General features: G+C 48.6%; 21 protein-coding genes. 19 read left to right on the top strand and 2 right to left on the bottom strand.

Annotated elements, in window-relative coordinates:
- Positions 1–97: 97 nt before the first annotated feature.
- The 13 genes from NYE45_RS16485 (at position 98) to NYE45_RS16425 (ending at position 16,389) form a co-directional block, all read left to right on the top strand.
- On the top strand, positions 98–1,888 hold the full coding sequence (locus tag NYE45_RS16485) for an L-fucose isomerase (RefSeq protein ID WP_340013220.1): 1,791 nt from the start codon (positions 98–100) through the stop codon (positions 1,886–1,888).
- A 124-nt stretch (positions 1,889–2,012) separates the two neighbouring features.
- On the top strand, positions 2,013–3,503 hold the full coding sequence (locus NYE45_RS16480) for a rhamnulokinase family protein (protein WP_340013219.1): 1,491 nt from the start codon (positions 2,013–2,015) through the stop codon (positions 3,501–3,503).
- Between the two features lie 69 nt (positions 3,504–3,572).
- Positions 3,573–4,235: a class II aldolase/adducin family protein gene (locus tag NYE45_RS16475; RefSeq protein WP_340013218.1), complete on the top strand. Its 663-nt coding sequence runs from the start codon at positions 3,573–3,575 to the stop codon at positions 4,233–4,235.
- Positions 4,236–4,515: 280 nt separating this feature from the next.
- Positions 4,516–5,250: an FCD domain-containing protein gene (locus tag NYE45_RS16470; protein ID WP_235599424.1), complete on the top strand. Its 735-nt coding sequence runs from the start codon at positions 4,516–4,518 to the stop codon at positions 5,248–5,250.
- A 41-nt stretch (positions 5,251–5,291) separates the two neighbouring features.
- Positions 5,292–7,340 (top strand): hydantoinase/oxoprolinase family protein, encoded by a 2,049-nt coding sequence (locus NYE45_RS16465; RefSeq protein WP_340013216.1) that lies wholly within the window; start codon positions 5,292–5,294, stop codon positions 7,338–7,340.
- Positions 7,337–9,310 carry a hydantoinase B/oxoprolinase family protein gene (locus NYE45_RS16460; RefSeq protein WP_340013214.1) on the top strand — a complete coding sequence of 658 codons (1,974 nt, stop codon included), beginning with the start codon at positions 7,337–7,339 and terminating at the stop codon, positions 9,308–9,310. The genes NYE45_RS16465 and NYE45_RS16460 overlap by 4 nt, the downstream gene beginning before the upstream one ends.
- 69 nt (positions 9,311–9,379) lie before the next feature.
- A complete protein-coding gene (locus NYE45_RS16455) occupies positions 9,380–10,516 on the top strand; it encodes an extracellular solute-binding protein (protein WP_340013213.1) in 1,137 nt (378 codons plus the stop codon).
- A gap of 73 nt (positions 10,517–10,589) precedes the next feature.
- The gene (locus tag NYE45_RS16450; RefSeq protein WP_340013212.1) at positions 10,590–11,720 is read left to right on the top strand and encodes an ABC transporter ATP-binding protein; all 1,131 of its coding nucleotides are present in this window, start codon (positions 10,590–10,592) and stop codon (positions 11,718–11,720) included.
- Positions 11,717–12,634 carry an ABC transporter permease gene (locus tag NYE45_RS16445; RefSeq protein WP_340013211.1) on the top strand — a complete coding sequence of 306 codons (918 nt, stop codon included), beginning with the start codon at positions 11,717–11,719 and terminating at the stop codon, positions 12,632–12,634. The genes NYE45_RS16450 and NYE45_RS16445 overlap by 4 nt, the downstream gene beginning before the upstream one ends.
- Positions 12,627–13,472 carry an ABC transporter permease gene (locus NYE45_RS16440; RefSeq protein ID WP_340013210.1) on the top strand — a complete coding sequence of 282 codons (846 nt, stop codon included), beginning with the start codon at positions 12,627–12,629 and terminating at the stop codon, positions 13,470–13,472. Before NYE45_RS16445 ends, NYE45_RS16440 begins: the two co-directional genes overlap by 8 nt.
- On the top strand, positions 13,465–14,682 hold the full coding sequence (locus NYE45_RS16435; protein WP_340013208.1) for a Xaa-Pro peptidase family protein: 1,218 nt from the start codon (positions 13,465–13,467) through the stop codon (positions 14,680–14,682). Before NYE45_RS16440 ends, NYE45_RS16435 begins: the two co-directional genes overlap by 8 nt.
- 20 nt (positions 14,683–14,702) lie before the next feature.
- Complete coding sequence (locus NYE45_RS16430) at positions 14,703–15,953, top strand: MFS transporter (protein ID WP_340013207.1); 1,251 nt, start codon at positions 14,703–14,705, stop codon at positions 15,951–15,953.
- Between the two features lie 85 nt (positions 15,954–16,038).
- Positions 16,039–16,389: a hypothetical protein gene (locus tag NYE45_RS16425; RefSeq protein WP_340013206.1), complete on the top strand. Its 351-nt coding sequence runs from the start codon at positions 16,039–16,041 to the stop codon at positions 16,387–16,389.
- A 113-nt stretch (positions 16,390–16,502) separates the two neighbouring features.
- Here the strand turns inward: NYE45_RS16425 and NYE45_RS16420 are convergent, their stop codons facing one another.
- On the bottom strand, positions 16,503–17,129 hold the full coding sequence (locus NYE45_RS16420) for an FMN-dependent NADH-azoreductase (protein ID WP_074095370.1): 627 nt from the start codon (positions 17,127–17,129) through the stop codon (positions 16,503–16,505).
- 236 nt (positions 17,130–17,365) lie between these two features.
- On the opposite strand from NYE45_RS16420, the gene NYE45_RS16415 reads away from it, so the two are divergent.
- The 6 genes from NYE45_RS16415 (at position 17,366) to NYE45_RS16390 (ending at position 24,183) form a co-directional block, all read left to right on the top strand.
- Positions 17,366–18,304, top strand: coding sequence for a sugar-binding transcriptional regulator (locus NYE45_RS16415; RefSeq protein WP_062836066.1), 939 nt, complete (start codon positions 17,366–17,368; stop codon positions 18,302–18,304).
- A 209-nt stretch (positions 18,305–18,513) separates the two neighbouring features.
- Positions 18,514–19,164, top strand: coding sequence for a deoxyribose-phosphate aldolase (deoC, locus tag NYE45_RS16410; protein WP_340017389.1), 651 nt, complete (start codon positions 18,514–18,516; stop codon positions 19,162–19,164).
- A gap of 225 nt (positions 19,165–19,389) precedes the next feature.
- Complete coding sequence (locus NYE45_RS16405) at positions 19,390–20,580, top strand: NupC/NupG family nucleoside CNT transporter (RefSeq protein WP_264926759.1); 1,191 nt, start codon at positions 19,390–19,392, stop codon at positions 20,578–20,580.
- A 29-nt stretch (positions 20,581–20,609) separates the two neighbouring features.
- Positions 20,610–21,788, top strand: a complete 1,179-nt coding sequence (deoB, locus tag NYE45_RS16400) for a phosphopentomutase (protein ID WP_340013204.1) — start codon at positions 20,610–20,612, stop codon at positions 21,786–21,788.
- 97 nt (positions 21,789–21,885) lie between these two features.
- Positions 21,886–22,593: a purine-nucleoside phosphorylase gene (deoD, locus tag NYE45_RS16395; RefSeq protein WP_056691414.1), complete on the top strand. Its 708-nt coding sequence runs from the start codon at positions 21,886–21,888 to the stop codon at positions 22,591–22,593.
- Between the two features lie 288 nt (positions 22,594–22,881).
- Complete coding sequence (locus NYE45_RS16390; RefSeq protein ID WP_215077629.1) at positions 22,882–24,183, top strand: pyrimidine-nucleoside phosphorylase; 1,302 nt, start codon at positions 22,882–22,884, stop codon at positions 24,181–24,183.
- Between the two features lie 122 nt (positions 24,184–24,305).
- On the opposite strand, the gene NYE45_RS16385 is transcribed toward NYE45_RS16390, so the two are convergent.
- Positions 24,306–25,289: a TIGR03943 family protein gene (locus tag NYE45_RS16385; RefSeq protein WP_340013202.1), complete on the bottom strand. Its 984-nt coding sequence runs from the start codon at positions 25,287–25,289 to the stop codon at positions 24,306–24,308.
- Positions 25,290–25,333: the final 44 nt, after the last annotated feature.

Below are 25,333 nucleotides of genomic sequence, written 5' to 3'. Positions count from 1 at the left end.
GTCATTATCTTATTCCAATCAATGCACATGGATCAGACAGAAGGTTTCTCAATTCAACCCAAATTCTATGAAACGAATTGAAGGAGGACACTCTAGTATGACACATCAGGATTATCGTTATAAGCAGGCTTTCCCCAAGATTGGTATTCGTCCCACGATTGATGGAAGACGCAAGGGTGTTCGGGAGTCATTGGAAGAGCAAACGATGCGGATGGCGACATCCGTTGCCGAGCTGATTGCAGCAGAACTACGGTATCCTGACGGCTCCGCAGTGGAGTGTGTTGTGGCTGAGACCTGTATTGGCGGAGTGGCTGAGGCGGCCGCAGCAGCAGAACTGTTCAGCCGTTCGAACGTTGGTGTAACGATCACCGTGACACCATGCTGGTGTTATGGTACGGAAACGATGGATATGTCGCCATCCATCCCAACAGCCATCTGGGGTTTTAACGGGACTGAGCGTCCGGGTGCAGTATATCTGGCAGCGGTACTCTCTGCCCATGCACAGAAGGGGATTCCGGCCTTTGGGATCTATGGAGAGGATGTGCAGGACGGCGGGGATACTACGATTCCCGATGACGTGCGTGAGAAATTGCTCCGATTCAGCCGTGCGGGTATTGCAGCCGCGACCTTGAAAGGGCAAGCCTATCTGTCTATTGGATCAGTATCCATGGGGATTGCAGGTTCGATTGTGAACGATTCATTTTTCCAGGAGTATCTGGGCATGCGCAATGAATACGTGGATATGAGCGAACTCACTCGCCGTATCGAAGAAGAAATCTACGACCCTGAGGAGTATAAGCTCGCACTGGCCTGGGTGAAGGAGAATTGTAGCGAAGGTCCGGACAATAACGCTGCCCATCTGCAAACAGATCGCAAACGCAAAGAGTACGAATGGGAAACCGTTGTGAAAATGACCCAAATTGTACGTGACCTCATGGCGGGTAACCCCAGATTGGCAGAGCTTGGGTTTACAGAGGAATCGATGGGCCACCATGCAATTGTATCCGGCTTCCAAGGGCAACGACAGTGGACAGATCATTCTCCGAACGGAGATTTTCTTGAGTCGATATTGAATTCTTCCTTTGACTGGAACGGCAAACGTGCGCCTTATCTGGTTGCAACAGAGAATGATAGCTTGAACGGTGTATCGATGTTGTTCGGTTCGCTGCTCACACATACGGCACAGATCTTCGCTGATGTGCGGACGTATTGGAGTCCGGATTCGGTACAGCGTGTGACGGGACATCAGTTGGAAGGAAATGCGAAGGACGGTATTCTGCATCTGATCAACTCCGGTTCCGCAGCCTTGGATGGCACCGGACAACAGTCCAGAGATGGCAAGCCTGTACTCAAGCCTTTCTGGGAAATTACAGATGAGGAAGTTCAGGACTGTCTGAAAGCAACATCGTGGAGACCGGCATCCGTAGAGTATTTCCGTGGGGGCGGCTATTCAGCGGATTTCCTGACCAAAGGCGGCATGCCTGTAACGATGACACGTCTGAATCTGGTCAAAGGACTGGGTCCGGTGCTGCAAATCGCTCAGGGTTATACGGTCGATCTGCCTGAAGATGTGCATGATACGCTGGATCAGCGGACAGATCCAACATGGCCATCCACCTGGTTTGCGCCTGTTCTAACTGGATCAGGAGCGTTTACTTCCGTATACGAAGTCATGAATCAATGGGGCGCCAACCATGGCTCCATCTCGTATGGACACATCGGTGCAGATCTGATTACACTCGCTTCCATGCTTCGCATTCCGGTAAATATGCATAATGTACCTGAAACGGAGATTTTCCGTCCGCGTGCATGGGGATTATTCGGCACAAGTGAGCCGGAGAGCGCAGACTACCGTGCTTGCAGTGTGTTTGGTCCATTGTATCGTTAAAATAAAGTTCCATTCCTGTCAAACGCCATGTTCCTTGTGAAATGAGGTAACATGGCGTTCTCTTGAAAGCCATGTTCAGAACTCGAATACGGCTTATCGCGTAGAGTTAAGGAGGCTTGAAAGAATGGGCAATCAAGCAACACATGTGCTTGCTGCCGATTACGGCGCCGGTAGTGGACGCGTAGTCCGGGGTTCATTTGATGGAAGCAGACTCTCGTTACAAGAAGTGCATCGATTCAACAATGAACCCGTGCAACTGGGGGATGGACTGTATTGGGATTTCTTGCGACTTTTTCATGAATTAAAACAAGGCATTGTGAAAGGGGCGCAAGGTATCTCTCCATCGGTCCGTTCTATAGCAGTGGATACGTGGGGAGTGGATTATGGACTGGTAGATGGTGTAGGAAGATTATGCTCGAACCCGCGTCATTATCGGGAACGACGCAATGCACAGTGGATGGAAGAAGTTCTACACATTGTGAAAGAAGAAGAACTGTATGCCATGTCCGGCGTTCTGCCGCAGCAGATCAATACAGTATTTCAACTGCTAGGCAGTGTACGAGAGCATGTCGAAGGTTTGCGTCCGGATGTGCGCATGTTATTTATGCCGGATTTATTTCACTATTATCTATCCGGTCAGCAGGCTTGTGAGTATACGATTGCGAGTACTAGTGGGCTGTTGTATGCAGGCGAGGCGCGTTGGAATGAAGATCTAATCGGGCGTCTCGGTATACCCGAAACATTATTTCCAAGGCTGGTTCAGCCCGGTACTGTGTTGGGGCAGTTAACGAATGACTTATGCGCCGAATTAAGGACTGGGCCGATGCAGGTCGTTTCAGTGGGCTCACATGATACCGCATCTGCCTTGGCAGCGATTCCTGCGATGGATTCGGATTTTGCTTTTATCAGCTGTGGAACCTGGTCTCTTATGGGTGTGGAGCGAGATACTCCTGTATTGGATAACCGAAGTCGTGCATTGGGATTCACTAATGAAGGGACCGTGAATGGCAAAGTACGTACTCTGAAAAATCGTTCAGGCCTGTGGCTGTTACAGGAATGCAAACGACAGTGGGAGCGGGAGAATCAATTTTTTACACATGAAGAACTGGTCCAGCAGGCTACCTTGGCAACGCCGCATCAATGTTACGTATCGCCGGGAGATGGGGTGTATTTGGCGCCAGGGAATATGGCTGAACGAATACGGCAACAATGCAACCTCAGCGGACAGACTGTGCCCGAAACGACTGGAGCGATTGTGCGGTGCATTCTGGAAAGTCTTGCACTGGAATTCAGGCAGACGCTGGATGAATTGCAGTTGATCACAGGTACAAGACCTGGTGTGATTCATATGGTTGGTGGCGGTGTGCACAATCGTCTACTATGCCAGTTTACAGCCAATGCAGCCGGCGTCCCGGTGGTGGCAGGCCCGGCAGAGGCGACTTCAGCCGGGAATTGCATGCTGCAATTCCTTGCACATGGAGAAGTGGGTAGCTTGACCGAGATTCGGGAGATCATGGCTGCTTCCTTTTCCCCCGAGACCTATGAGCCTGAGGATACAGAGCTGTGGCAGGAAGCTTATGAAAGCTACCAAAGTCTGAATCAAATCATAAAGTAATGAACAGATTCAATGAAATGAGCATGGATGCAAAATGCTAAAAAGAAAAGGATGAGGAGTGGAGAAGACATGTCTGAACAACAAGTAAGGGAAGAGTTGACGAAGTATGCCCGGAGAGCAGTTGCTCAAGGACTGGTGGTCGGACCTGGTGGCAATCTGAGCGCTCGCTCTGGGGGAACGATGCTATTGTCTCCGAGTGGTTATGCACTTGAGGATCTGGAGCCTGACGAATGGATCGCCATTGATATCGAGACAGGAGAGACTTGTGCGGGAGCAACACGCCCTTCTTCCGAAGTATTGATGCATCTGTACAGCTATCGTGTGAATCCTGATATCCAAGCCATTGTGCATACGCATCCGGCATACACGATCGCACTCAGTCTCGTTTTCGATGAATTGCCACACTTGTTCCCTGATCAGTCGGCATTGGTGGGCGATATCGGGTTCGTTCCATATGTTCTACCAACGACGAAACTTCTTGCGGATGCGGTCTCAGCAAAGGTAGAAGAACATACGGCACTCATTCTCGTTAATCACGGATTGGTCACAACGGGTAAAAACCTCCGCGAAGCCTACTACCGCACCCAAGTCGTGGAAGAAAGCGCGAAGGTATATATGATCGCAAAGGCAGCTGGGGAGCCCAAAGTGCTTACTGCCGAAGAATATAAGGAAATCCAATCCCTTGAAAGTGAAGCCTATCGTGTTCAGTTGCTGCAACAACTCAAGTCCTGATACATTATTTGTTCATAAGTGATTTTGAAAAATTGCTATGTTAAGAGCAGATTGCATCCTCCAGTTAAACGCTGGAATAAAGGATGTGAAATGCTCTTTTTAATTTTTATTTTGAATTTGAAAGGCGCAGAATATAGCTGGAAAAATAAATCGCACTAATTTGATGAGAATTATTGAAATTACGGTGGTTTGAAGTTATACTATCGTTAATCATCAATGAGTAACAACTACGAAGAAGTCGATTAAATAATAATTAAATAACGAAGAGGGGGGATATGTAGTGGGTCCTGAGCTAAACGAAATGGAGTTGGAATACGAACTGCTGAAGCAGCTTCGAGACGCGAGCGCTCCCATCGGGGCCAGTACGTTGGTTCATACTTTGGGCAAAACGTATGGTCTGAGTCAGGCAACCATCGGAAGAAGGCTTATGGAGATGGATGTTGAAGGTTTTACGGTTCTGGAAGGTCGCAAGGGAAGAACATTGACTGAACAGGGACTTGAGCGAATCAAGATGTTGGAGAGAGATTTGCAGCAAAAAAGTGTGAATTCACAGTTAATTCAGATGCTGAACCATTCTGGGGAAAAGGCTCTGTTAGATGTTCTCGTTGCCAGAAGGGCTCTTGAACGGGAGATCGCTTCCCTCGCAGCACAGCGTGCCACGAAAGAATACATAGTTCTGTTGCAAGCATCGATTGCGAACCAGCATGAATTGCTTTCCAAGAATATTATACCATACGAGGAGGACCGGGAGTTTCATAGATTGCTGGCTTATGCCGCGCAAAACCAAATTCTTCTGCATGCGGTTGAACTGGTATGGGAGACAAGCCGTGATTTTCTGGAGACCGCGTATATTCGCCGGAGAGTAGGAAGTGAATTAGTTGTAGATCATCAGCAGATTCTGGATGCTATTGTAGCGGGCTCTCCTGAGCAGGCTGAAGCGGCAATGGTGAATCATATCAACCAAATGATCGATGATGTCAAACGTTATTTCACCATGCAAAACCAAAACCAATAACATTCCTTAGAATAATACCCGGTCATAAAGGAGTTGAGCTTGTGGACACAATCTACCGTTTAGGCATAGATATCGGAGGTACTTTCACGGACGCGCTGGTAATGGACCATCAGGGCAAGGTGATTGCGGCGCTGAAGACGCCATCGATTGCGGCAGCTCCGGAACAGGCGATTTTTAACGCACTGGATCAGCTCAAGGCAAATGGCGTGAACATTCGTGAGATTGATCTGTTTGTGCATGGTACCACGCTCGGCGTAAACACGTTAATCGAACGAAATGGTGCAGTTACAGGTCTGCTGGTGACCAAAGGATTCCGTGACATTCTTGAAATCCGCCGGTTACGACTTGAGGATACAACCAATCTGTATGGTGACAAGACCGATGCGCTGGTACCGAGACATCGCGTCAAGGAAGTCGATGAACGGGTGATTGCGAGCGGGGGAATACTCCAGCCACTCAATCAGGAACAGCTGCTGCAAGCGGTGGATGAGCTGGTGGAGGATGGTGTTACTGCTTTGGCGATCAGTTTCTTGCATGCTTATGTGAATCCTGCTCATGAACAGCTTGCAGAAGATCTGATCAGGGAACGTTATCCGCAACTGTTCATCAGCCGAAGCAGCGCCATCTGGCCACAACAGCGTGAGTTCGAAAGAACACTTGCAACGGCCATGAATGCTTATGTAGGTGAACGAATGGGGTCTTACTTCCTGCGTCTGCAAGAAGGGATTCAGGAGTATGGTCTCAAATCCAACTTGCTGTCGACCATGTCCAACGGTGGCATTATGACGGCTGCCAGAGCGGCTAATGAGCCGGTACGCACGCTCCTGTCCGGGCCTGCTTCCGGTGTAATCGCCGCGACCCATATCGCTGAACGAGCTGGCATTCATCAGGTCATCACATTCGATATGGGTGGGACAAGCGTTGATGTTGCCCTTATTGACAAAGAACCGGCTTATTCATCCGAGAACAAAGTTGGGGATTTTCCTGTCATCATTCCTGCTGTTGATGTAACAGCCATTGGGGCAGGTGGTGGTTCAATTGCATGGCTTGATTCCGTAGGCGTACTCAAAGTTGGACCGCGCAGCGCTGGAGCCAATCCCGGTCCGGCCTGCTATCAGCGTGGTGGAGAAGAGCCGACAACCACAGATGCCTATCTACAGCTCGGTATCCTGCACGCTGACCGTTTCCTTGGCGGACAAATGCGTCTGTATCCCGAACTTGCAGAGCGTACTCTTTCCAATCTGGGAGAGAAGCTTGGACTGAATGCCGAACAGACTGCGCAAGCCATTCTCGATGTGGCAACTGCCAATATGTATGCCCAGTTTTCCCCTCTGATGGCCCGCAAGGGCGTTGATCCCCGCGATTTTACGTTGCTTGCATATGGTGGAGCTGGCCCGATGCATGCTTTTCTGATGGCACGTGAGGTAGGCATCGGCAGAGTGCTGATCCCGCCATCTCCTGGAACACTGTGTGCCATGGGTTGCACGGTTGCCAATCTTCGCAATGATTTTGTTCATACGTTACACAAGAGCATCCAGAATCTGGAGCCTGGTGAGTTAAGATCTCTTTTCACTGGACTGGAAAACCAAGGACGTAGCTGGGTCGATGAGGAAGCCCGTGGTGGTGTCAAACTGGATCATATTTATTGCCTATACAGTGCGGATATGCGCTATGAAGGACAGGCCTTTGATTTGGAGGTCACGCTGACATTGGAAGAAATTGAAGATCCCAAGAAGGCAGGGATGAAATTCCATACCTCTTACCAAAACGTGTTTGGCATTAGTCAGCCAGAGGCAGAGGTTATGTTTGTAAGTCTTAGAGCGACCATTGTTGGTGTTTTGCCTACCTGTAACACGGTAGATCCGGTAGATTTGCCATTCGACGAGAGTGAAGTGGAATACAGGATCATTACTTTTGACCATGTACAGCAGACAGCGAAGGTAGTCAAAAGAGGACAGATTCCATCGGTGGATGCCCCTATTCTCGGGCCCATTATTGTGGAGGAATATGATACCACGATCTTTATCCCGCCTGGATACAAGGTATACCGGGATGTACACGGCAACGTGATTGGGGAGGTGGAAGTATGATCGGCGACAAGGTCTTTCTTGAAATTTTCAACAACCGAGTTCAGGCCGCCGTGGAAGAAATGGCGAATGTCGTTTTGCGGACAGGCTTCACCGCTTTTGTCAAAGAAACAGGCGATTTTGGAACCTATCTCTTATCTCCCTCCGGGGAAACGTTCGGGTCGCCGCTGGAGACAGGGTACAATCTGTCCTTGGGCATTCCTGCTGCTGCGACCATTAACAGCATAGAAGACTGGAAAGAAGGGGATCTCGTCATATGTAATGATCCTTATTCCACCAAAGGCATGGTCACACACCTTCCAGACATTCATCTCATCAAGCCTTATTTTCATGAAGGGCGAATCATCGCTTACGGCATGTGCTTTGTCCATTCATCCGATGTAGGCGGCAAGGTACCGGGGAGCGTATCTCCCAGCGCCTACGATATTCATATGGAAGGCATTCGAATTGCACCAGTCAAGCTGTATGAAGCCGGTGTTCTGAACGAGCAGATCCTGCGCATGTTTCTGGACAACAGCCGAATTCCGGAGCAAAATCTCGGTGATCTCAAAGCGCTTATGGCTGCTTTGAATCGTGGAGAGCAGCGGCTTGGGGAACTCATTGCACGATATGGCGTGGAGAAAATCGAGCAGGGCATCGAACATTTGCTGGAATATGCCGAGCTGAAAGCTCGTGCCATTGTGCAGGATATTCCGGACGGTTCTTATGACTTCTGGGACTACCTGGAGAAAGGCCCAGGAGGATATCCCATCCGGTTGCGCTGCAGAATGACGATTGCAGGCAGTGACATTCATCTGGACTTTAGCGGCACCGATCCTCAGGTCAGAGCTTCATTCAACATTCCTACCCACAACCAACAGGGACATTACATGCTGGTGCCCGCACTCATTCGTTATTTCCGTACGCTAGATCCGACGATTCCGTGGAATTCGGGCATGATTCGAATGGTACGAAATTATGCGCCACCTGCTTCCGTACTCAACCCGGAGCCGATGGCAGCTGTTGGGGCACGTGCTGCGACCTTTATCCGGCTGATGGACGTCATCACGGGTGCTTTGGGGAAAGCTCAGGCCAGCAAGGTTCCCGCGGCAGGAGCTGGACAAGCCTGCATCGTCATGATGGCGATGACAGATGCATCCGATGGCAAGAAAAAGGTGGGCGTAATTCAGCCGATCTGCGGTGGTTCGGGAGCAAGGCCGATGAAAGACGGGATTGATGGCATGGATTTTGCCGTTGGTCATCTTCGGAATATCCCTGCGGAAACAGTGGAATCCGAGATGCCTGTGTTGATCGAACATTATGGTCTTCGTGCGGATTCGGCAGGTGCGGGAACCTTCCGCGGTGGAAGCGGAATTGACCTGTGCGTCAGAATTCTGACACCCGATACCGTAATGACGGCCAGAAACATGGAGCGTATGGAGTTTCAGCCCTGGGGCAGGCTCGGTGGCGGCGTAGGTTCACATGGAGAAGCGATTCTCAATGCTGGACGTGCAAGTGAGGATCATCTGGGAAGAATTGATGAGTTGCTACTTCAGCCTGGAGAAACGGTTACGTTCCTGTCGCAAGGCGGAGGCGGATATGGTGATCCATTTGAGCGTGATTCACGTCTGGTTCTGGAGGATGTAAGAAGTGGGCTGGTATCCCCGGAGAAAGCCCTTGAGTTATACGGTGTTGTGATTGACGGCCTGGAGCTGAACGAGAGCGACACCGAACAACTGCGTGCCAAGCGACCACGGCAGCAGGAGGAATTCGCTTATGGCAAGGCACGGGAGCAATTTGAAACCATATGGAGCGATGAGATGCAGGTATCACTGAATCAGTCATTGCTGAGTGCTCCGCTTGCATTGAGAGACTATCTGAAGCGTCAGACCATGGGAGTTGTAGAGGAGAAGTTTAAAGATTCCCTATCTGTAGATCCATTGGAGATATCCGACATTATGGAAGGGTTACGCGAGAAAATAGGGTTTCATTGATCAAGTGTATGGAGACTATTTAGTTCTTGTCTTATCGATAAAACCAACTACATGGATGGGGGAATTCGCATGTTCAAATCAAACAAAAAACGCTTTCTCAGCCTTGCCTCACTGACACTGGCCAGTACATTGGTGCTTTCCGCTTGCGGTGGAGCAGGCAGCTCAAGTAATACTGCCGGAGAGAGCGGATCTTCAGGAGCAAGCGGAGACAAAGTTAAGCTGACGATGTTTATCTGGGCTGGTTCCAATCAAGACGTCGTTCCGAAAGAAGTGGTTGCCGAGTATGTGAAAGAACATCCCAACGTTGAAGTCACCTTTGAGGAATCCTCCAATTCGGTAATGTACCCGAAGATGGTCGCTGGCAAGCAGGCTGATGCCAACAATCCGGTCGTCAACTTCGGTTACTTCAATGCAGATGCGACGGCTAAAGGCTTAAATGATGACATGTGGGAGCCACTGGATACAAGCATCGTGACCAATATTAAGGATATTCCAGAGTCCTTCCACAAGCCAGACAATAAAGGTGTGGTTTGGGGCGTTTCGAGCTTCGCCCTAGTGTATAACAAAGACCTTGTGAAAACGCCGCCTACCAGCTGGAACGATCTATGGGATAACGAGGAGTTCAAAGGCAAAACTGCGCTCTGGGACTACATGTTCTATTCCTATATCTCCCCGCTTATTGCTACCAAAGGTCAAGAGATTGGTGCATCCTATGAAAATCCCGAGCCAGCCTTCCAGTTCTGGGCAGATCGCAGTGACCAGATTGGCACATTGGTTTCATCCAATGATCAGCTGAAGGCTCTGCTGGAGTCAGGTGATGCTCTCATTGCCCCATTCAGTGCACAGGTTGCACAGACATGGATTGATAGCGGTTCTCCACTTGCCGTAGCGTATCCGAGTGAAGGTGCCATCTCCTTCCCGTACACACTTCAGGTCGTGAAGGGCTCAACACCTGAGCAGACACGTGTTGCAAACGAAATTATTAACGAATTGTTGAGCGCAGAGGCGCTGTCACAATACGCGGAAGCAACGGGTACGCCAGTAACCAGTACGACAGCTGCAGTTCCAGACAAGTACAAGGAAGATCCTTCATTCTCCGTCGAAACGCAAAGTAACGGCATTAACCCAGACTGGGATGTGCTTGCACAGAACAGCTCCTCTTGGAAAGAACTATGGGACCGTCTCGTGAAAACAAAGCTTCAATAAAAAGGATTGTTGTCAGGCACACAACGATTCCGGGTTCTGTTCTGAATCCGGAATGGAAGGGAGGGAATCAGAGATGAGCAGTGGACAAGAGACCATATCCATTGAAACAAGGGAAGTCACGAAGACTTATGGTGAACGAGCCGCCGTTGATCAAGTAACACTCCAAGTGAAAAAGGGAGAGTTCGTTTCCTTGCTTGGTCCGAGTGGCTGTGGCAAAACAACACTGCTGCGCATGCTTGGCGGACTTGAGCAACCGGACCAGGGCACCATTATGCTGGGAGGCCGGGATGTTACCGGCATTCCGGCCTATGGACGCAACAGCAATATGATTTTTCAGCAGCTTGCGCTATTCCCTCATATGGACGTATTCAACAACATTGCCTATGGGCTAAAGGTGAAGAAGTTACCAAAAGCCGATATCCAACGGCAGGTAGGTGAAATGCTTGATCTGGTCCAGCTTGGAGACTATGGCAGGCGTGCGGTATCCGAGCTGTCCGGGGGGCAGGCCCAACGCGTCGCCATTGCTCGCGCACTGATCAACAGACCGGAAGTGCTGCTGCTTGACGAACCTCTCTCGGCATTGGACATGCAGCTGCGTCTCGATATGCAGCGAGAACTGAAACGCATCCAGCGCGAATTCGGCGGAACGTTTATCTTTGTAACGCATGACCAGAGCGAAGCCATGAATATGTCTGACCGAATTGGTGTCATGCGCGCCGGAAAGCTGTTGCAATATGCAACCCCTGATGAAATCTATGAAAGACCGGCAGATAGCTTCGTAGCCAAGTTCATTGGAGATACCAATCTCTTTGAGACGGAAGTGTTGGGACATGATGTGAATGGAACTCGGGTGGATTGCTTCGGCAAGCCATTGCTGGTGAAAGTCAGTGATGGCAATGCAGTACCGAAAGCAGGTGCACGACATTCCTTATCGATCCGCAATGAGTATATTCGACTTGGAGAAGATGCAACTCATTGCCTGAACAAGCTGGATGGACACGTAATTGAAGCGGTGTATGGCGGAGCAAATATTCGATACAGTGTGCAGATTGCTGAAGGTTTTCTGGTTCAGGCCAGTGTGCTGCATCAGCGGGGAGCCGCACGTTTTAGTCCAGGTGAGCCGATACAAATTGGCTTTGACCCGGAGGACGCACTCTTGTTAACCGAACTCGTGCATGATCAAGTCCAGGGGGCAGGAATATGAGCCGGATCGCGGAACGGATTGTGAATCTGTATTCCTTTGGAAACCGCACATGGGTAACCCGGTTGCTGCTTCTGTTGCCTGCACTTGCTTTGATGGGCATCGTTTATCTGGGCGGGTTGCTGATCTTTGGCAGATATAGCTTTGATATTTATGAGAATGGAAAGCTTATTCGGGGCTGGGATTGGGGAGCCTATCGTGCGTTTCTGTCTGATCCTTACTACTGGAAGCTAATTGGCACAACGTTTCGCATTGCCTTCAAGGTTACGCTATGGAGTCTACTTCTTGCCTATCCGCTGGCCTATTGCATAGCGGGTCTGAAGAAACCTGGCATGAAGCAATTGTTGCTGCTGCTCACGTTTCTTCCGCTACTGGTCAGCGCGGTTGTGCGTTCTTACGGATGGCAGCTGTTGCTTTCCAAACAGGGCTTCATGAACTGGCTATTCATCCGGCTGGGGCTTACCGATGAAGGATTCAGCATAATCTACAACGAGACAGGTGTTGTTGTCGCGCTTGTCCATATTTTCCTGCCATTTATGGTCTTTCCGATCCTGAATGTACTCTCCCAAAGTGATGCTTCCTTAAAGGCGGCCGCTCAGGATCTGGGGGCGGGCAGCTGGCGAACGTTCCTGACCATTACCCTGCCTTTATCGGCAAGAGGCATTGCAAGCGGAGTACAGATTGTGTTCACGCTATGTCTCACCGCCTTCACCACACCTCAGCTGATCGGCGGGGGAAGAGTCATGACACTTCCGGTATTTATATACCAGCGTACCTTGGACACCAACTGGCCAATGGCTGCGGTTGCCAGCCTGTTCTTACTTGTGTCTTCCATTGTTGTCTCGTTGCTTGTGAATAAAGGGGCGGAAATGTTGATGTTCCGTCGTTCCCGTAAGGGAGGTCAGGCGTATGGTTAAGTCCAACAAGGGTACCAAGCTGCTGCTCTATATCTTTGTGGGTGCCGTAGCCATTTATTTGCTGCTGCCGCTGCTCATGATTATGTTAACGTCCGTAGGCTCAGGTTCAGCCAGTAAATTCCCGCCAGAAGGTCTAACCTTGAAATGGTATGCCAATCTGGGTGAGCAGACTCAGTTTCTCGATGCATTCAAAAACAGCCTCATTGCTTCGACAGGGGCGGTTCTGCTGGCTTTGATTACGGGTACACTTGCTGCGCTAGCGATCGTGCAGTATCCTTTCCCGGGTTCTGGCATCTTAAGGGCATTTTTTGTATCTCCGATGGTTATGCCGAAAATTACGCTGGGTATCGCATATTTGATCTTATTCTCGAAAATGCATATTGCTGGCGGATTGTTTGCGCTAATTTTGGGTGAAGCAGTCATTGTGCTTCCATTCGTGCTCACTCTTGTGGGCAGTGCATTAGCGAATCTGCACCCGGTTCACCGGGAAGCTGCCGCGGACCTTGGCGCAGGGCCGATGCGTATCTTTTTCACAATTACGCTGCCACAGCTCCGACTATCCCTGCTTTTGTCAGGGTCAATCGCTTTTGTCTTCACTTTCGATCAGGTAGAGGCTGCACTGCTGCTACTCCGTCAGGACAGCTACACGTTGCCAATACAGCTATTCCTGTACATGGAGAAATGGCAGGACCCAACAATTGCTGTTGTGTCTGTAGTGTTGATCGCTTTTGCACTGGCTCTGTTTATGACGATTAAACTGGTTTTGCGCTCTGTACCAGGACTTGAGAGTTTGTTTGGTCGCAGGAAAACAAAAGGAGGTCTGGATCAAAATGAATAATTCACACCATCTATCCCATAGCTCAGGTCTGAATCGGGATCGGGCGGAAGAAGTGATGAAAGCTCAGGGGCTAAGCGCCCTGATTGCAACTACTCCAGAGAACATTCACTATGTCATCGGGTCCCAGCTGCGTGCAAGCAACTGGACCATGCAGATTTATGCTATTTTACCTGCCGACAGATCTGCTAAGCCGTGTATCATCATTCCGACGAATCGGTTGGGCGTTGTGGCTCAGTTCGGTATCACGGGGGTGGACATATTTGCCTACAGTGACTTCTTCGTGGAAGGTTCAATTGAAGGCAAACCTTCCACGGACGACATTGATCTGTTCTATTCTCTCCTGCAAACGACGGTTATTCATCCAGGTCCTCTAGAAGCACTCAAGGCAGCATTAAAACAGCTTGAGATCGAAGATCAGCCGATTGGCATCGATGAGATGCGGATCGCTCCCGATATTCTGGCTAGAATCAGGGAGGAGCTTCCTGAAAGGCCGGTGGTTTCCGCATATAAACTGTTCCGACAAATCCGCCTGGTGAAGACACCTTTCGAAATCGAGCAACTGCGTCAGGCTGCTCAATTAAATGAACGGATTGAGCAGGAGCTGATTGATCTGATTGCAGCAGGTGTTCATGAGAAGCAACTTGCCGATCATTATCGTCTGGCTGTGATGAGAGCAGGTGGAACTCCGGCAATGACTGCAGTAGGGGCAGGACCACGCAGTGCGTTGCCACTCATTGAAAATTATTTTCATACGATTGAGACTGGAGATCAGGTCCGTTTCGATCTCTGCCTCCAGCTGGAAGGATACTGGGGGGATACGGGCCGCACGGTTGTTGCAGGTGAGCCTACCGCCTGGATGAAAAAGCATTTTGATGCGGTTAAAAGTGGATGGGAGACGGCACTTGAAACGGTGCGCCCTGGCGTCAAGGCATCAGAAGTATTCCATGCCGCAGTGTCTCGCGTACAGCGTGAGGGAATTCCCCATTACCGACGTCAGCATGTCGGACATGCCATCGGCTTGGAACTGTACGACGATATGACCCTCTCCCCGGGTGACCAGCGCATACTGGAGCCCGGTATGGTGTTATGTGTGGAGGTACCTTATTACGAGCTTGGTGCTGGTGGGTTCCAAATCGAGGATACAGTTGTCGTAACTCCAGATGGTTATGAGTTTCTGACTCATATGGAACGGAAACTGTTCACCAAATAACGATAAAATGGAAGGCTTCAGTGACCGGCGATCAGGCCACAGTCAATCCAAGAAGCTTTCTTACCGAGAAAGTTGGAACATCCATGATTCAGCAGGGAACTAAGACGTTTCGTAACATTAGCCTTGCACTGTTCGCCGGAGGTTTTGTCACTTTTGCGTTGCTCTACAGCCTCCAGCCCCTGATGCCTGAGATTAGCGATACATTCTCCATTACGCCGGCACACGCCAGTCTTACGCTATCGGTAACAACGATCGCCATGGCACTGACGATGCTGTTCATCGGCTCCTTGTCTGATTCTGTAGGACGACGCTTTATTATGACAGCGGCACTAGTAATATCTTCTGTTATTGCTTTGCTAAGTGCGTTCAGCCCGGGATACACGGAGCTTCTTCTGCTTCGTATTCTCCAAGGGGTGGCACTTGCGGGGTTGCCAGCGATAGCCATGACATATCTGTCAGAAGAAATTGAGCCTGCAAGTCTTGGATATGCCATGGGGCTATATATCAGTGGGAATTCGATAGGAGGCATGGCCGGTCGTTTTATCAGCGGTGTCGTGACAGACTGGTTCAGTTGGCGCGCCGCTGTGGGTTTCATTGGTATTCTTGGTTTGTGTGCAGCCGTTATTTTTTGGCTTGTCATCCCGCCATCCCGTCATTTTGTCAAAGCTGCACCCGGATTCAAAAATCCAATACCTCTTTTGTGGTCACAGTGTCGCAATCCACGGTTGCTATGCCTGTATGGACTCGGTTTTCTCCTGATGGGGGGCTTCGTGACCCTGTTCAACTATATTGGTTTTGAATTAACGGGTGAACCCTATCATCTTAGCCAGTCTATTGTTGGAAGTCTTTTTGTGGTATATCTGATGGGCACGGTTAGTAGCACCTGGATGGGCAGGCTGGCCGATCGGTACGGCAGATCACATGTGCTTGGAATCGCGCTGGGAATTATTCTGGCTGGTGCAGTCTGTACCGTTCATCCAGCGCTTTGGGTCAAAATTATTGGACTCGCCCTGTTTGCCTTCGGTTTCTTTGGCGGTCATTCCATTGCCAGCAGCTGGGTTGGTCTCGTGGCCAATCAGCACAAATCACAGGCCAATGCGTTGTATTTGTTTTTCTACTACCTTGGTTCAAGCGTAAGTGGAACAGGGGGCGGATTGCTTTACAGCCATCTGGGATGGACAGGCATTGTGGGTATGATCGGTGTGTATGTTTTGATCGGTTTTGTGTTGTGTAATTTGCTTGTCCATAGGCTGAAGGGACAGGCTACATAAATCAACTTTTTCCGACAGGTATTGCATATCCTGAAATACCGAGTATAATACTTGGTAAATAGACGAAAAGGGGATGCAATAAACGATGAAAACACATGCTGAATTGAACTCACTTCTTGTTGACGATTATCTGGATCTCCTGAACATTGCGAAACAGCTAGGTGATGACGAATGGAAAGATGCTATTCTGCAGGCACTGAAGGAAGAAGTCGATGCGAATCATCATCTGGATTCAACAGAGGTAAGGCAGGATCTATGGAGCCAATTTGAAGGCATTAATGAACAGATGCATGATCTGTTAATGCAATTGAAGCATGCCGACAGTCCTGAGGAGAAAGAGCAGATTATTGAGATGATCTGGGGATTGAAAGTAGACCGTCATGCCATCACACGTAAACTTGAAACCATGAGCCGTGCCAGCGCTGGACAGCAATAAGCTCTAGGTTGATTATACATTGAAAACCCGCGTGCTGCCTGGGATTATGCCCTAGGTCGCACGCGGGTTTTGTTTATGTTTTGATTGTTTTACTACTTTTTGAACTACCTTTCTTAAAATTGTTTTGCGAAAGTGCGTGCTTGCTCGATAGCCTGTTGCTTGATCTCATCCGCACGATCTTTATATTGATTATGCCCCTCAACAAAAATGCCATCAAGCTTCGGCACGCCGAGGAATGACATGATAATGCTCAGGTACCGGTGACCGGATTCCATCTGGGCCGCTGGGCCTTCGGAATAAATGCCGCCGCGAGCCTGAATATGCAGAGCTTTTTTATCAGAAAGCAGTCCAACAGGGCCTTGTTCGGTATAACGAAATGTTTTGCCAGCTACGCAGATCGAGTCGACATAAGCCTTCAGAATTGGAGGAAATGAGAAGTTCCACATCGGGGTTACAAAAACATATTTATCTGCAGCAGCAAATTGATCCGACAATTCATTTAAACGACTTACTTTGGTCTGCTCTTCGGCAGTCAGATCACTGCCCGATTGCAGTTTTCCCCAACCACTGAAGACATCCGCATCAATATGGGGAATATCCGAGCGATACAGATCGAGGTGAACAACCTCATCAGAAGGGTGACTTTCGCGATACGCGTCGATAAATGCTTTACCTGTAGCCATGCTAAAGGAGGTTTCATGATCATGAGGATGGGCAGTAATATACAATAAGGTAGACATGTAGTTCTTCCTCTCTGTGCAATTAATGGGGTGAACCAATGTTGGCAATGATGAAGCGACCGCAGTAGTATGCATCGTTTCCCCCGTTTTATACGTCAGAAAGGGATATGAGTGGAATGATCACGGCAGTGAATTGATGCTATATAGTGACCAGATACTCAATCCATGTATAATATACAGGACGAGTATTTATTTTCCAACGATAATAGGGATGAGTGAGATGAGCGCACATGGGAATGGATCTGGAGAAGCAACGATTAAGCATTGAAGCAGCGAAATTGTATTATCAGTCCGATTACAGCCAGCAGGATATTGCCGCTCGCTTGGGTGTGTCGCGTCCAACGGTGTCAAGATTGCTTCAGTACGCCAAAGATCGTGGATACGTGCGGATTGAAATTATGGACCCGCTGGAGGATATCGACATCATTGCCGGAGAACTCAAGTCGAAATATGATCTGGATACGGCACTTGTGTGTTTTGCCCCGTTGAAGAGTGATGAGGAAATACAGAAGCATATCAGCAAACGAGCAGCAGATTACCTTCAGGAGACGGTTCAGGATGCAGATATTATCGGGGTGACCTGGGGAACAACCATGCATGCCGTAGCACGCCAGCTTCGTCCCAAGCAGGTTAAAGGGGTCGAAGTCGTGCAATTGAAGGGGGGCGTAAGCCACTCCCATGTCAATACGTATGCGGCTGAGATTGTACATTTGTTCGCTGAAGCCTTCCACACGGTACCAAGGTATCTGCCACTGCCCGTAATTTTCGACAATATTGAAGTGAAGAACATGGTGGAAGCGGATCGGCATATCGGCAGAATCGTGGAACTTGGCAGACAGGCCAACATCGCTTTGTTCACCGTGGGTACTGTGAAGGAGGATGCATTATTGTTCAGGCTCGGCTACTTCAATGAAGAAGAGCAACAATTACTGATGAATTCCGGTGCAGGTGACATTTGTTCACGCTTTTTTGATGCGGAAGGTCAGTTGATCAGTGAAGAGATTAACAGCAGAACCGTCGGAATAGACTTGGCCGAATTGAGAAATAAGGAAAAATCAATCCTTGTCGCCGGGGGGCAACGCAAAATTGAAGCCATTCACGCCGCGCTCAAAGGTCATTACGCCAATATTCTGGTCACGGACCAGTACACAGCGCAGGCATTACTTCGATTCTAACTTGGAATGCATGACAACATCTGCCACGAAAAAAGGGCGGATGTTTTGCTTTGTTAGGCAGAAAATATAACGAAGCAAGAACCGCAAGTGGAACTGTGAACAAAAGTTCAATTTGATTTTTACATATGTTCATGTTAGTGTAAGGGTATAGAAAATAACTAGTATCAGATAAGGGAGAGATTCAATTGACTACACCACAATTAGCTAAAATGATCGACCATACGTTGCTTCGTGCGGACGCAACGCAAAGTGAAATGGCCAAGTTAACCGAAGAAGCGAAGCAGTACCAGTTTGCTTCCGTATGCGTTAACCCAGGCTGGGTTGCTTATGCTGCTGAGCAGTTGCAAGGTACTGGCGTAGATATCTGCACCGTTATCGGTTTCCCTCTGGGAGCATCCACGTCGGAGACGAAAGCTTTCGAAACCAAGGATGCGATTGCTAAAGGTGCAACTGAAGTCGATATGGTCATCAACATCAGTGCTTTGAAAGATGGCAAAGATGATTACGTTGAACAGGATATTCGTGCTGTTGTTGAAGCGGCTGCGGGTAAAGCTTTGGTGAAAGTCATTATTGAAACTTGTCTGTTGACGGATGATGAGAAAGTACGTGCTTGTCAGGCAGCTGTACAAGCTGGAGCAGATTTTGTTAAAACTTCTACAGGTTTCTCCACAGGTGGGGCAACGCCGGAAGATATCGCTTTGATGCGTCGTACTGTAGGTCCTGATGTTGGCGTTAAAGCTTCCGGTGGCGTACGCAGTCTGGAAGATATGCAGAAAATGATCGAAGCGGGTGCGACTCGGATCGGTGCAAGTTCTGGCGTGAAGATCATGCAGGGCGGTCAGTCTACATCTTCTTACTAAGCAAAAGCTTATTAAACAAGCTTGATGAAGTGAAAAGTAATGATATATTCTCTGTACTTGGGTACTCGACTCAGGTACAGGGAATAGAATTTACACTTATATTTTAAAAACGGGATTAATTGTAAGCGCTTCATAAGTTTTCTGAAAGATTACTGACAAGAATGCTTAAGTACCCTTTGAGCTGAATTCCACATCCGGCTTAACTACCTTCAAAGGAGAGATCGAATGAAATTTCTAATTGCCCTTCTTGGTTTACTCGTTGTTTTTGGACTGGCTTATATCGCAAGCAACGGTAAAAAGAAGATTCGCTACCGGCCGCTGGTCGTTATGGTTGTTTTACAGGTGATTCTGGCGTATGCCTTGCTGAATACAGGGGTCGGGACATGGCTGATTGGCGGCTTCGCGACCGTATTTAAAAGTTTGCTTGATTATGCAAATGAAGGGATTGCGTTTGTATTCGGTGATTTGACGAAGGTTGAAGACGCAACTGGCGGTGTTCCGTTCTTCCTGAACGTATTGATGCCGATTGTTGTCATCTCTGCACTTATTGGTATATTGCAGTATATCCGAATCTTACCTTTTGTTATAAAATATATTGGTCTGGTATTAAGCAAAATCAACGGAATGGGCAAACTGGAATCATATAACGCGGTTGCTTCGGCTGTATTGGGGCAATCTGAAGTGTTCATTTCTGTGAAAAAACAAATTGGGTTGTTGCCAAAACATCGGCTGTACACCTTGTGTGCCTCGGCGATGTCCACGGTATCGATGTCGATTGTCGGTGCCTATATGTCCATGATTGATCCGAAATATGTGGTTACGGCACTCGTGCTGAACCTGTTTGGCGGTTTTATCATTGCTTCCATTGTGAATCCTTATGAGGTTACAGAGGAAGAAGATATATTGGAAGTACAGGAAGAGGAGAAGCAGTCCTTCTTCGAAATGCTCGGCGAATACATCCTGGATGGATTCAAAGTTGCCATCATCGTAGCTGCGATGTTAATCGGTTTTGTTGCCTTGATTGCACTTGTTAACGGAATTTTCAGCGCGGTGCTTGGCATTTCGTTCCAGGAGCTGCTTGGTTATGTGTTTGCACCATTAGCCTTTATTATGGGTGTTCCTTGGAAAGAAGCAATTCAGGCGGGAAGTATTATGGCAACCAAAATGGTATCCAACGAATTCGTTGCCATGCTTGCTCTAGCGAAGGAGACCTTATTGTCTGCCAGAACAACAGGGATCGTATCCGTCTTCCTCGTATCGTTCGCCAACTTCTCCTCCATCGGTATTATTGCCGGTGCGGTGAAGGGACTTCATGAGAAACAAGGTAATGTGGTAGCCCGCTTCGGTCTGAAACTGCTTTACGGTGCATCGCTTGTCAGTGTATTGTCGGCGATCATCGCCGGACTGTTCTTGTAAACCGGATTATTGGAAGGAGTGCTTAGGTTATGTCAACATTTAAAAGAGTACATTTAATTGTTATGGATTCTGTAGGGATCGGCGAAGCGCCGGATGCAGCAGAATTCGATGATTTTGATGTGGATACCTTCGGTCACATTGCACGTGAACGCGGAGGTCTGAACATGCCTCACATGGCTAGTCTCGGACTGTCTAATATCAAAGAAATCGAGGGTATCCCTGTAGCGGATGCACCTAAAGCGTATTACACCAAGATGCAGGAAGCATCCAGAGGCAAAGACACAATGACAGGTCACTGGGAGCTGATGGGTCTATACATTGATACACCTTTCCGCGTGTTCGAGAACGGTTTTCCCGATGAGCTGATTCAGCGCATTGAAGAGAAAACGGGCCGCAAAGTGATCGGTAACAAACCGGCCAGCGGCACAGAAATCCTGGATGAGCTGGGTGCAGAGCATGTCGAAACTGGCGCACTCATCGTGTACACATCTGCGGATTCGGTTCTGCAAATTGCAGCACATGAGGACGTTGTTCCGTTGAAAGAACTGTACGAAATCTGTGAGTTCTGTCGTGAAATTACGCTTGAAGATCCGTACATGTTGGGCCGCATTATTGCACGTCCATTTGTAGGTGAATCGGGTGACTGGAAGCGTACTGCGAATCGTCATGACTATGCGCTTAAACCGTTTGGACGTACCGTTATGAACGAACTGCAAGATGGTGGATTTGATGTCATTGCCTTGGGTAAAATCGCAGATATCTATGATGGTGAAGGTGTGACCAAGGCTGTTCGTACCGTCTCCAACATGGATGGCATGGACAAGTTGTCCGAAACGATGGATGAAGAGTTCACTGGACTCAGCTTCCTGAACCTGGTTGATTTTGATGCCCTGTACGGTCACCGTCGTGATCCGCAAGGTTATGCTCAGGCGCTCGAAGATTATGATGCAAGGCTGCCAGAGATTTTTGCGAAAATGACCAATGATGATCTGCTGCTTATCACAGCTGACCATGGTAACGATCCAACCTACCGTGGCACAGACCATACACGTGAATATGTACCACTGCTTGCCTACTCTCCGCGCTTCACCGAGGGTAAAAAGCTTGATCTGCGCAGCACATTTGCTGACCTTGGCGCAACCGTAGCCGAGAACTTTGGTGTGAAAATGCCGGAATACGGCACTAGCTTCCTGAAAGATTTGAAGTAAGTTCGTTGAAAACTGGATAGGGGATACGGAGTGGCTATGGCTGCTCCGGTTCCTGCCATCATATTAGATTAAATATATAACTGGAGGAATTTCATTCATGAGTACACATATTGGAGCAAAACCCGGAGATATCGCAGAAACGATCCTTTTGCCAGGAGACCCTTTGCGCGCGAAATATATTGCAGATACGTACCTTGAAGATGTTGTATGTTACAACGAGGTTCGCGGAATGCTCGGTTTCACAGGTACATATCAAGGGCACCGGATTTCGGTGCAAGGTTCAGGAATGGGTATTCCGTCCTTCGCAATCTATGCTAATGAATTGATCAGCGAATATGGCGTGAAAAACCTGATTCGTGTAGGTACTTGTGGCGGTATGCAGGAGCATGTGCGTGTTCGTGACGTCATCCTTGCACAAGCAGCATGTACAGATTCCAGCATGAACAAGCACGTATTCGGTGGATATGACTTCTCGCCAATCGCTACGTTCTCCCTGCTGAAAGAAGCATATGACCGTGCAACAGCTAAAGGCATGAAGATTCATGTCGGTAACGTGTTCAGCTCCGATTCTTTCTATCGCGATGACCGTTCCGTAACCGAGAAGTTGATGAAACACGGCGTACTGGGCGTAGAGATGGAAACAACAGCATTGTACACCATCGCTGCCAAGTTCGGTGTTAACGCACTGACCATCCTGACGGTAAGTGACCACTTGCTGACAGGCGAAGAAACATCTGCCGAAGAGCGCCAAAAAACGTTCAACGACATGATGGTAGTTGCCCTGGACACAGCAATCACACTGTAATTGTTGTATTTTATATTCATAATCATTTGATTTTAATCGCAACTTTTGTTTTAAGCACGGAGTGAAGGACCCGGAATCGATTCTGAAGAAGCGAAGCGTTCGCCTAAAAGCTTTCTGAAAGAAAGCTGCTTCGGAAGGATGTGCTGTCTCCGAGTTTTCCCATTGCAAAATGGATCAAAAAAAACTTGGAGACAACAGCGATCGGAGGAACGATCCGGAGCCGGAACGGTCAACGGTCTAACAACAAAGTGTTCTATACAATCAATACACACACAAGGAGAGATCATCATGAGAATGGTAGACATTATTGCCAAGAAACGCGACGGAAAAGAACTGACAACAGCTGAGATTGATTTTGTAGTTCAAGGATACACACAAGGAGAGATCCCGGACTATCAAGTCAGCGCATGGGCGATGGCAGTATTTTTCAAGGATATGACAGACAAAGAACGTGCTGATCTCACGATGTCCATGGTGAATTCCGGTGAAACGATCGACCTGTCCGCTATCGAAGGCATCAAAGTAGACAAGCACTCCACAGGAGGAGTGGGCGATACAACAACACTGGTACTCGCTCCGCTCGTTGCTGCGCTGGACGTTCCTGTTGCCAAAATGTCCGGACGTGGACTTGGTCATACGGGTGGTACAACAGACAAACTGGAATCCGTTGCTGGCTTCCACGTAGAGCTTGAAAAAGAAGAGTTCATTCGTCTCGTCAACGAACACAAGGTTGCGGTTATCGGACAAAGTGGTAATCTAACGCCTGCAGACAAGAAGCTCTATGCACTGCGTGACGTAACAGCTACCGTTAACTCCATTCCACTGATCGCCAGCTCCATCATGAGTAAGAAAATTGCAGCAGGCGCAGATGCGATCGTATTGGATGTTAAAACGGGTGCTGGTGCATTCATGAAAACGACAGAAGATGCTAAAGAATTGGCACATGCCATGGTAAGCATCGGTAACAATGTAGGACGTAAAACGATGGCTGTTATCTCCGATATGTCCCAACCACTGGGTCTGGCGATTGGTAACGCGCTTGAAGTAAAAGAAGCCATCCTCACCCTGCAAGGTAAAGGTCCGAAAGATCTGGAAGAACTGTGTCTGGCACTTGGACGTCAGATGGTATTCCTTGCTGGCAAAGCAGATTCCTTGGAGCATGCTGAGGAGAAATTGAAAGAAGTGATCCAGAACGGTAAAGCGCTGGAAAAATTCAAAGATTTCCTGGCAAACCAAGGCGGAGACGCTTCGGTTGTGGATCATCCAGATCGTTTGCCACAAGCAAAATACCTGGTTGAAGTCCCAGCAGACAAAGACGGCTATGTTGCCGGAATCGTCGCTGACGAAATCGGAACTGCAGCAATGCTGCTCGGCGCAGGCCGTGCAACGAAAGAATCCGAGATTGATCTCGCTGTTGGTCTGATGCTGAACAAAAAAGTCGGTGACCCAGTCAAAGCTGGTGAGTCCCTCGTAACGATCCATGCCAATCGTGAAGACGTAGCTGACGTCATTGCGAAGATCAAAGAAAACATTACGATTGCCGATCATGCCGATGCGCCTGTATTGGTTCATGATATCGTAACGGAATAATAAATAAATCAGAGCAGACGAGATGTAATCTCATATCTGACTGAACATGAAAGCCCCGAAGCTATTTAATCCATAGCTTTGGGGCTTTTTATCGTTGAGGTGCAAGTTACTACTACTAGCGACTACTGGCTCTTTATTTTCTCATATGCCATCACCGAGTCCGCATTGGTATAAATATAAGGCGTGGATGGCTCGGCTACAGGTGTCACCTTTGTGGCGCGAATCTCAATCGTATCCTTACCATTCACCTGTGCTGAGCCGATGCTGCCATCGATTTGCACCCAACTATCTGTAGGGAAGCTATCCGCTTCTGGAATGTGAATCATCACGCCAAAGGGAGCCGCATCCGCGGGGCAACACATGACGAGAAATCGTCCCAGTGCAAAATGTGATTCATGATCCATGCTTTTGTCCCGATAAACGAACCCGGTTAAGGAGATATCTTTACCTGCAAATTGTCGCTGGAACATATCGATCGTGCCGAGGGTTTCAGAGAAAATTTCAGGATAGACTCGAATGACCTGCTCTGCATACAACTTCTCCGCCAGTTCAGCGAATTCGCGGCTATACTCGTCTGGGGGAATGAATTGTACTTTGGTGGCCGATGCAGACTGAACAGCCGTAGGTTGTTGTGTAAGATCTTGTACATTCAATGGCGTTGCCGGATCAGGTAACGGTTCTTTCCGACGAATCTCGGGAGGAGCATAGGTGAGAGACATGCCTTTCTGACTGGCCATGGAGCTGCCGAGAGCCCGATCAGGTAACAAAAACCCCAGCAATAAGGGTATAGCGATCAGACCATATACCATTGAACTACGAAGGAACCCGGAAGGCGGAGGATGCTCACAGTCGCAATGAACCTCGTTCCTACCGAACAATCCATGCCAGGCCATGATAACGGCAATAAACAATAAGGGAACAGGGCAGCATAATAGCAGTTTTTGCATCGTAGGCGCCAAATAATAATGAAGCGAATCACTTGAATTTAACTGAATAATGTACACCGCCAGCCCGCCGATCCATACCGCACGAATCAGGTTATGCCATTGAATGAAAAGTGATTTTGGAACAGGGGCTTTTGTCATCGTATAGACAGTGTGGTTCATATCATCACCTCATCTCTATTAAATAGTCAGCATGAAAGTTCATG

Origin of the sequence: Paenibacillus sp. FSL K6-1318 (assembly GCF_037976905.1) — a bacterium.
GTDB lineage: Bacteria > Bacillota > Bacilli > Paenibacillales > Paenibacillaceae > Paenibacillus > Paenibacillus amylolyticus_A.
This window is presented reverse-complemented; position numbering and strand designations above follow the sequence as displayed.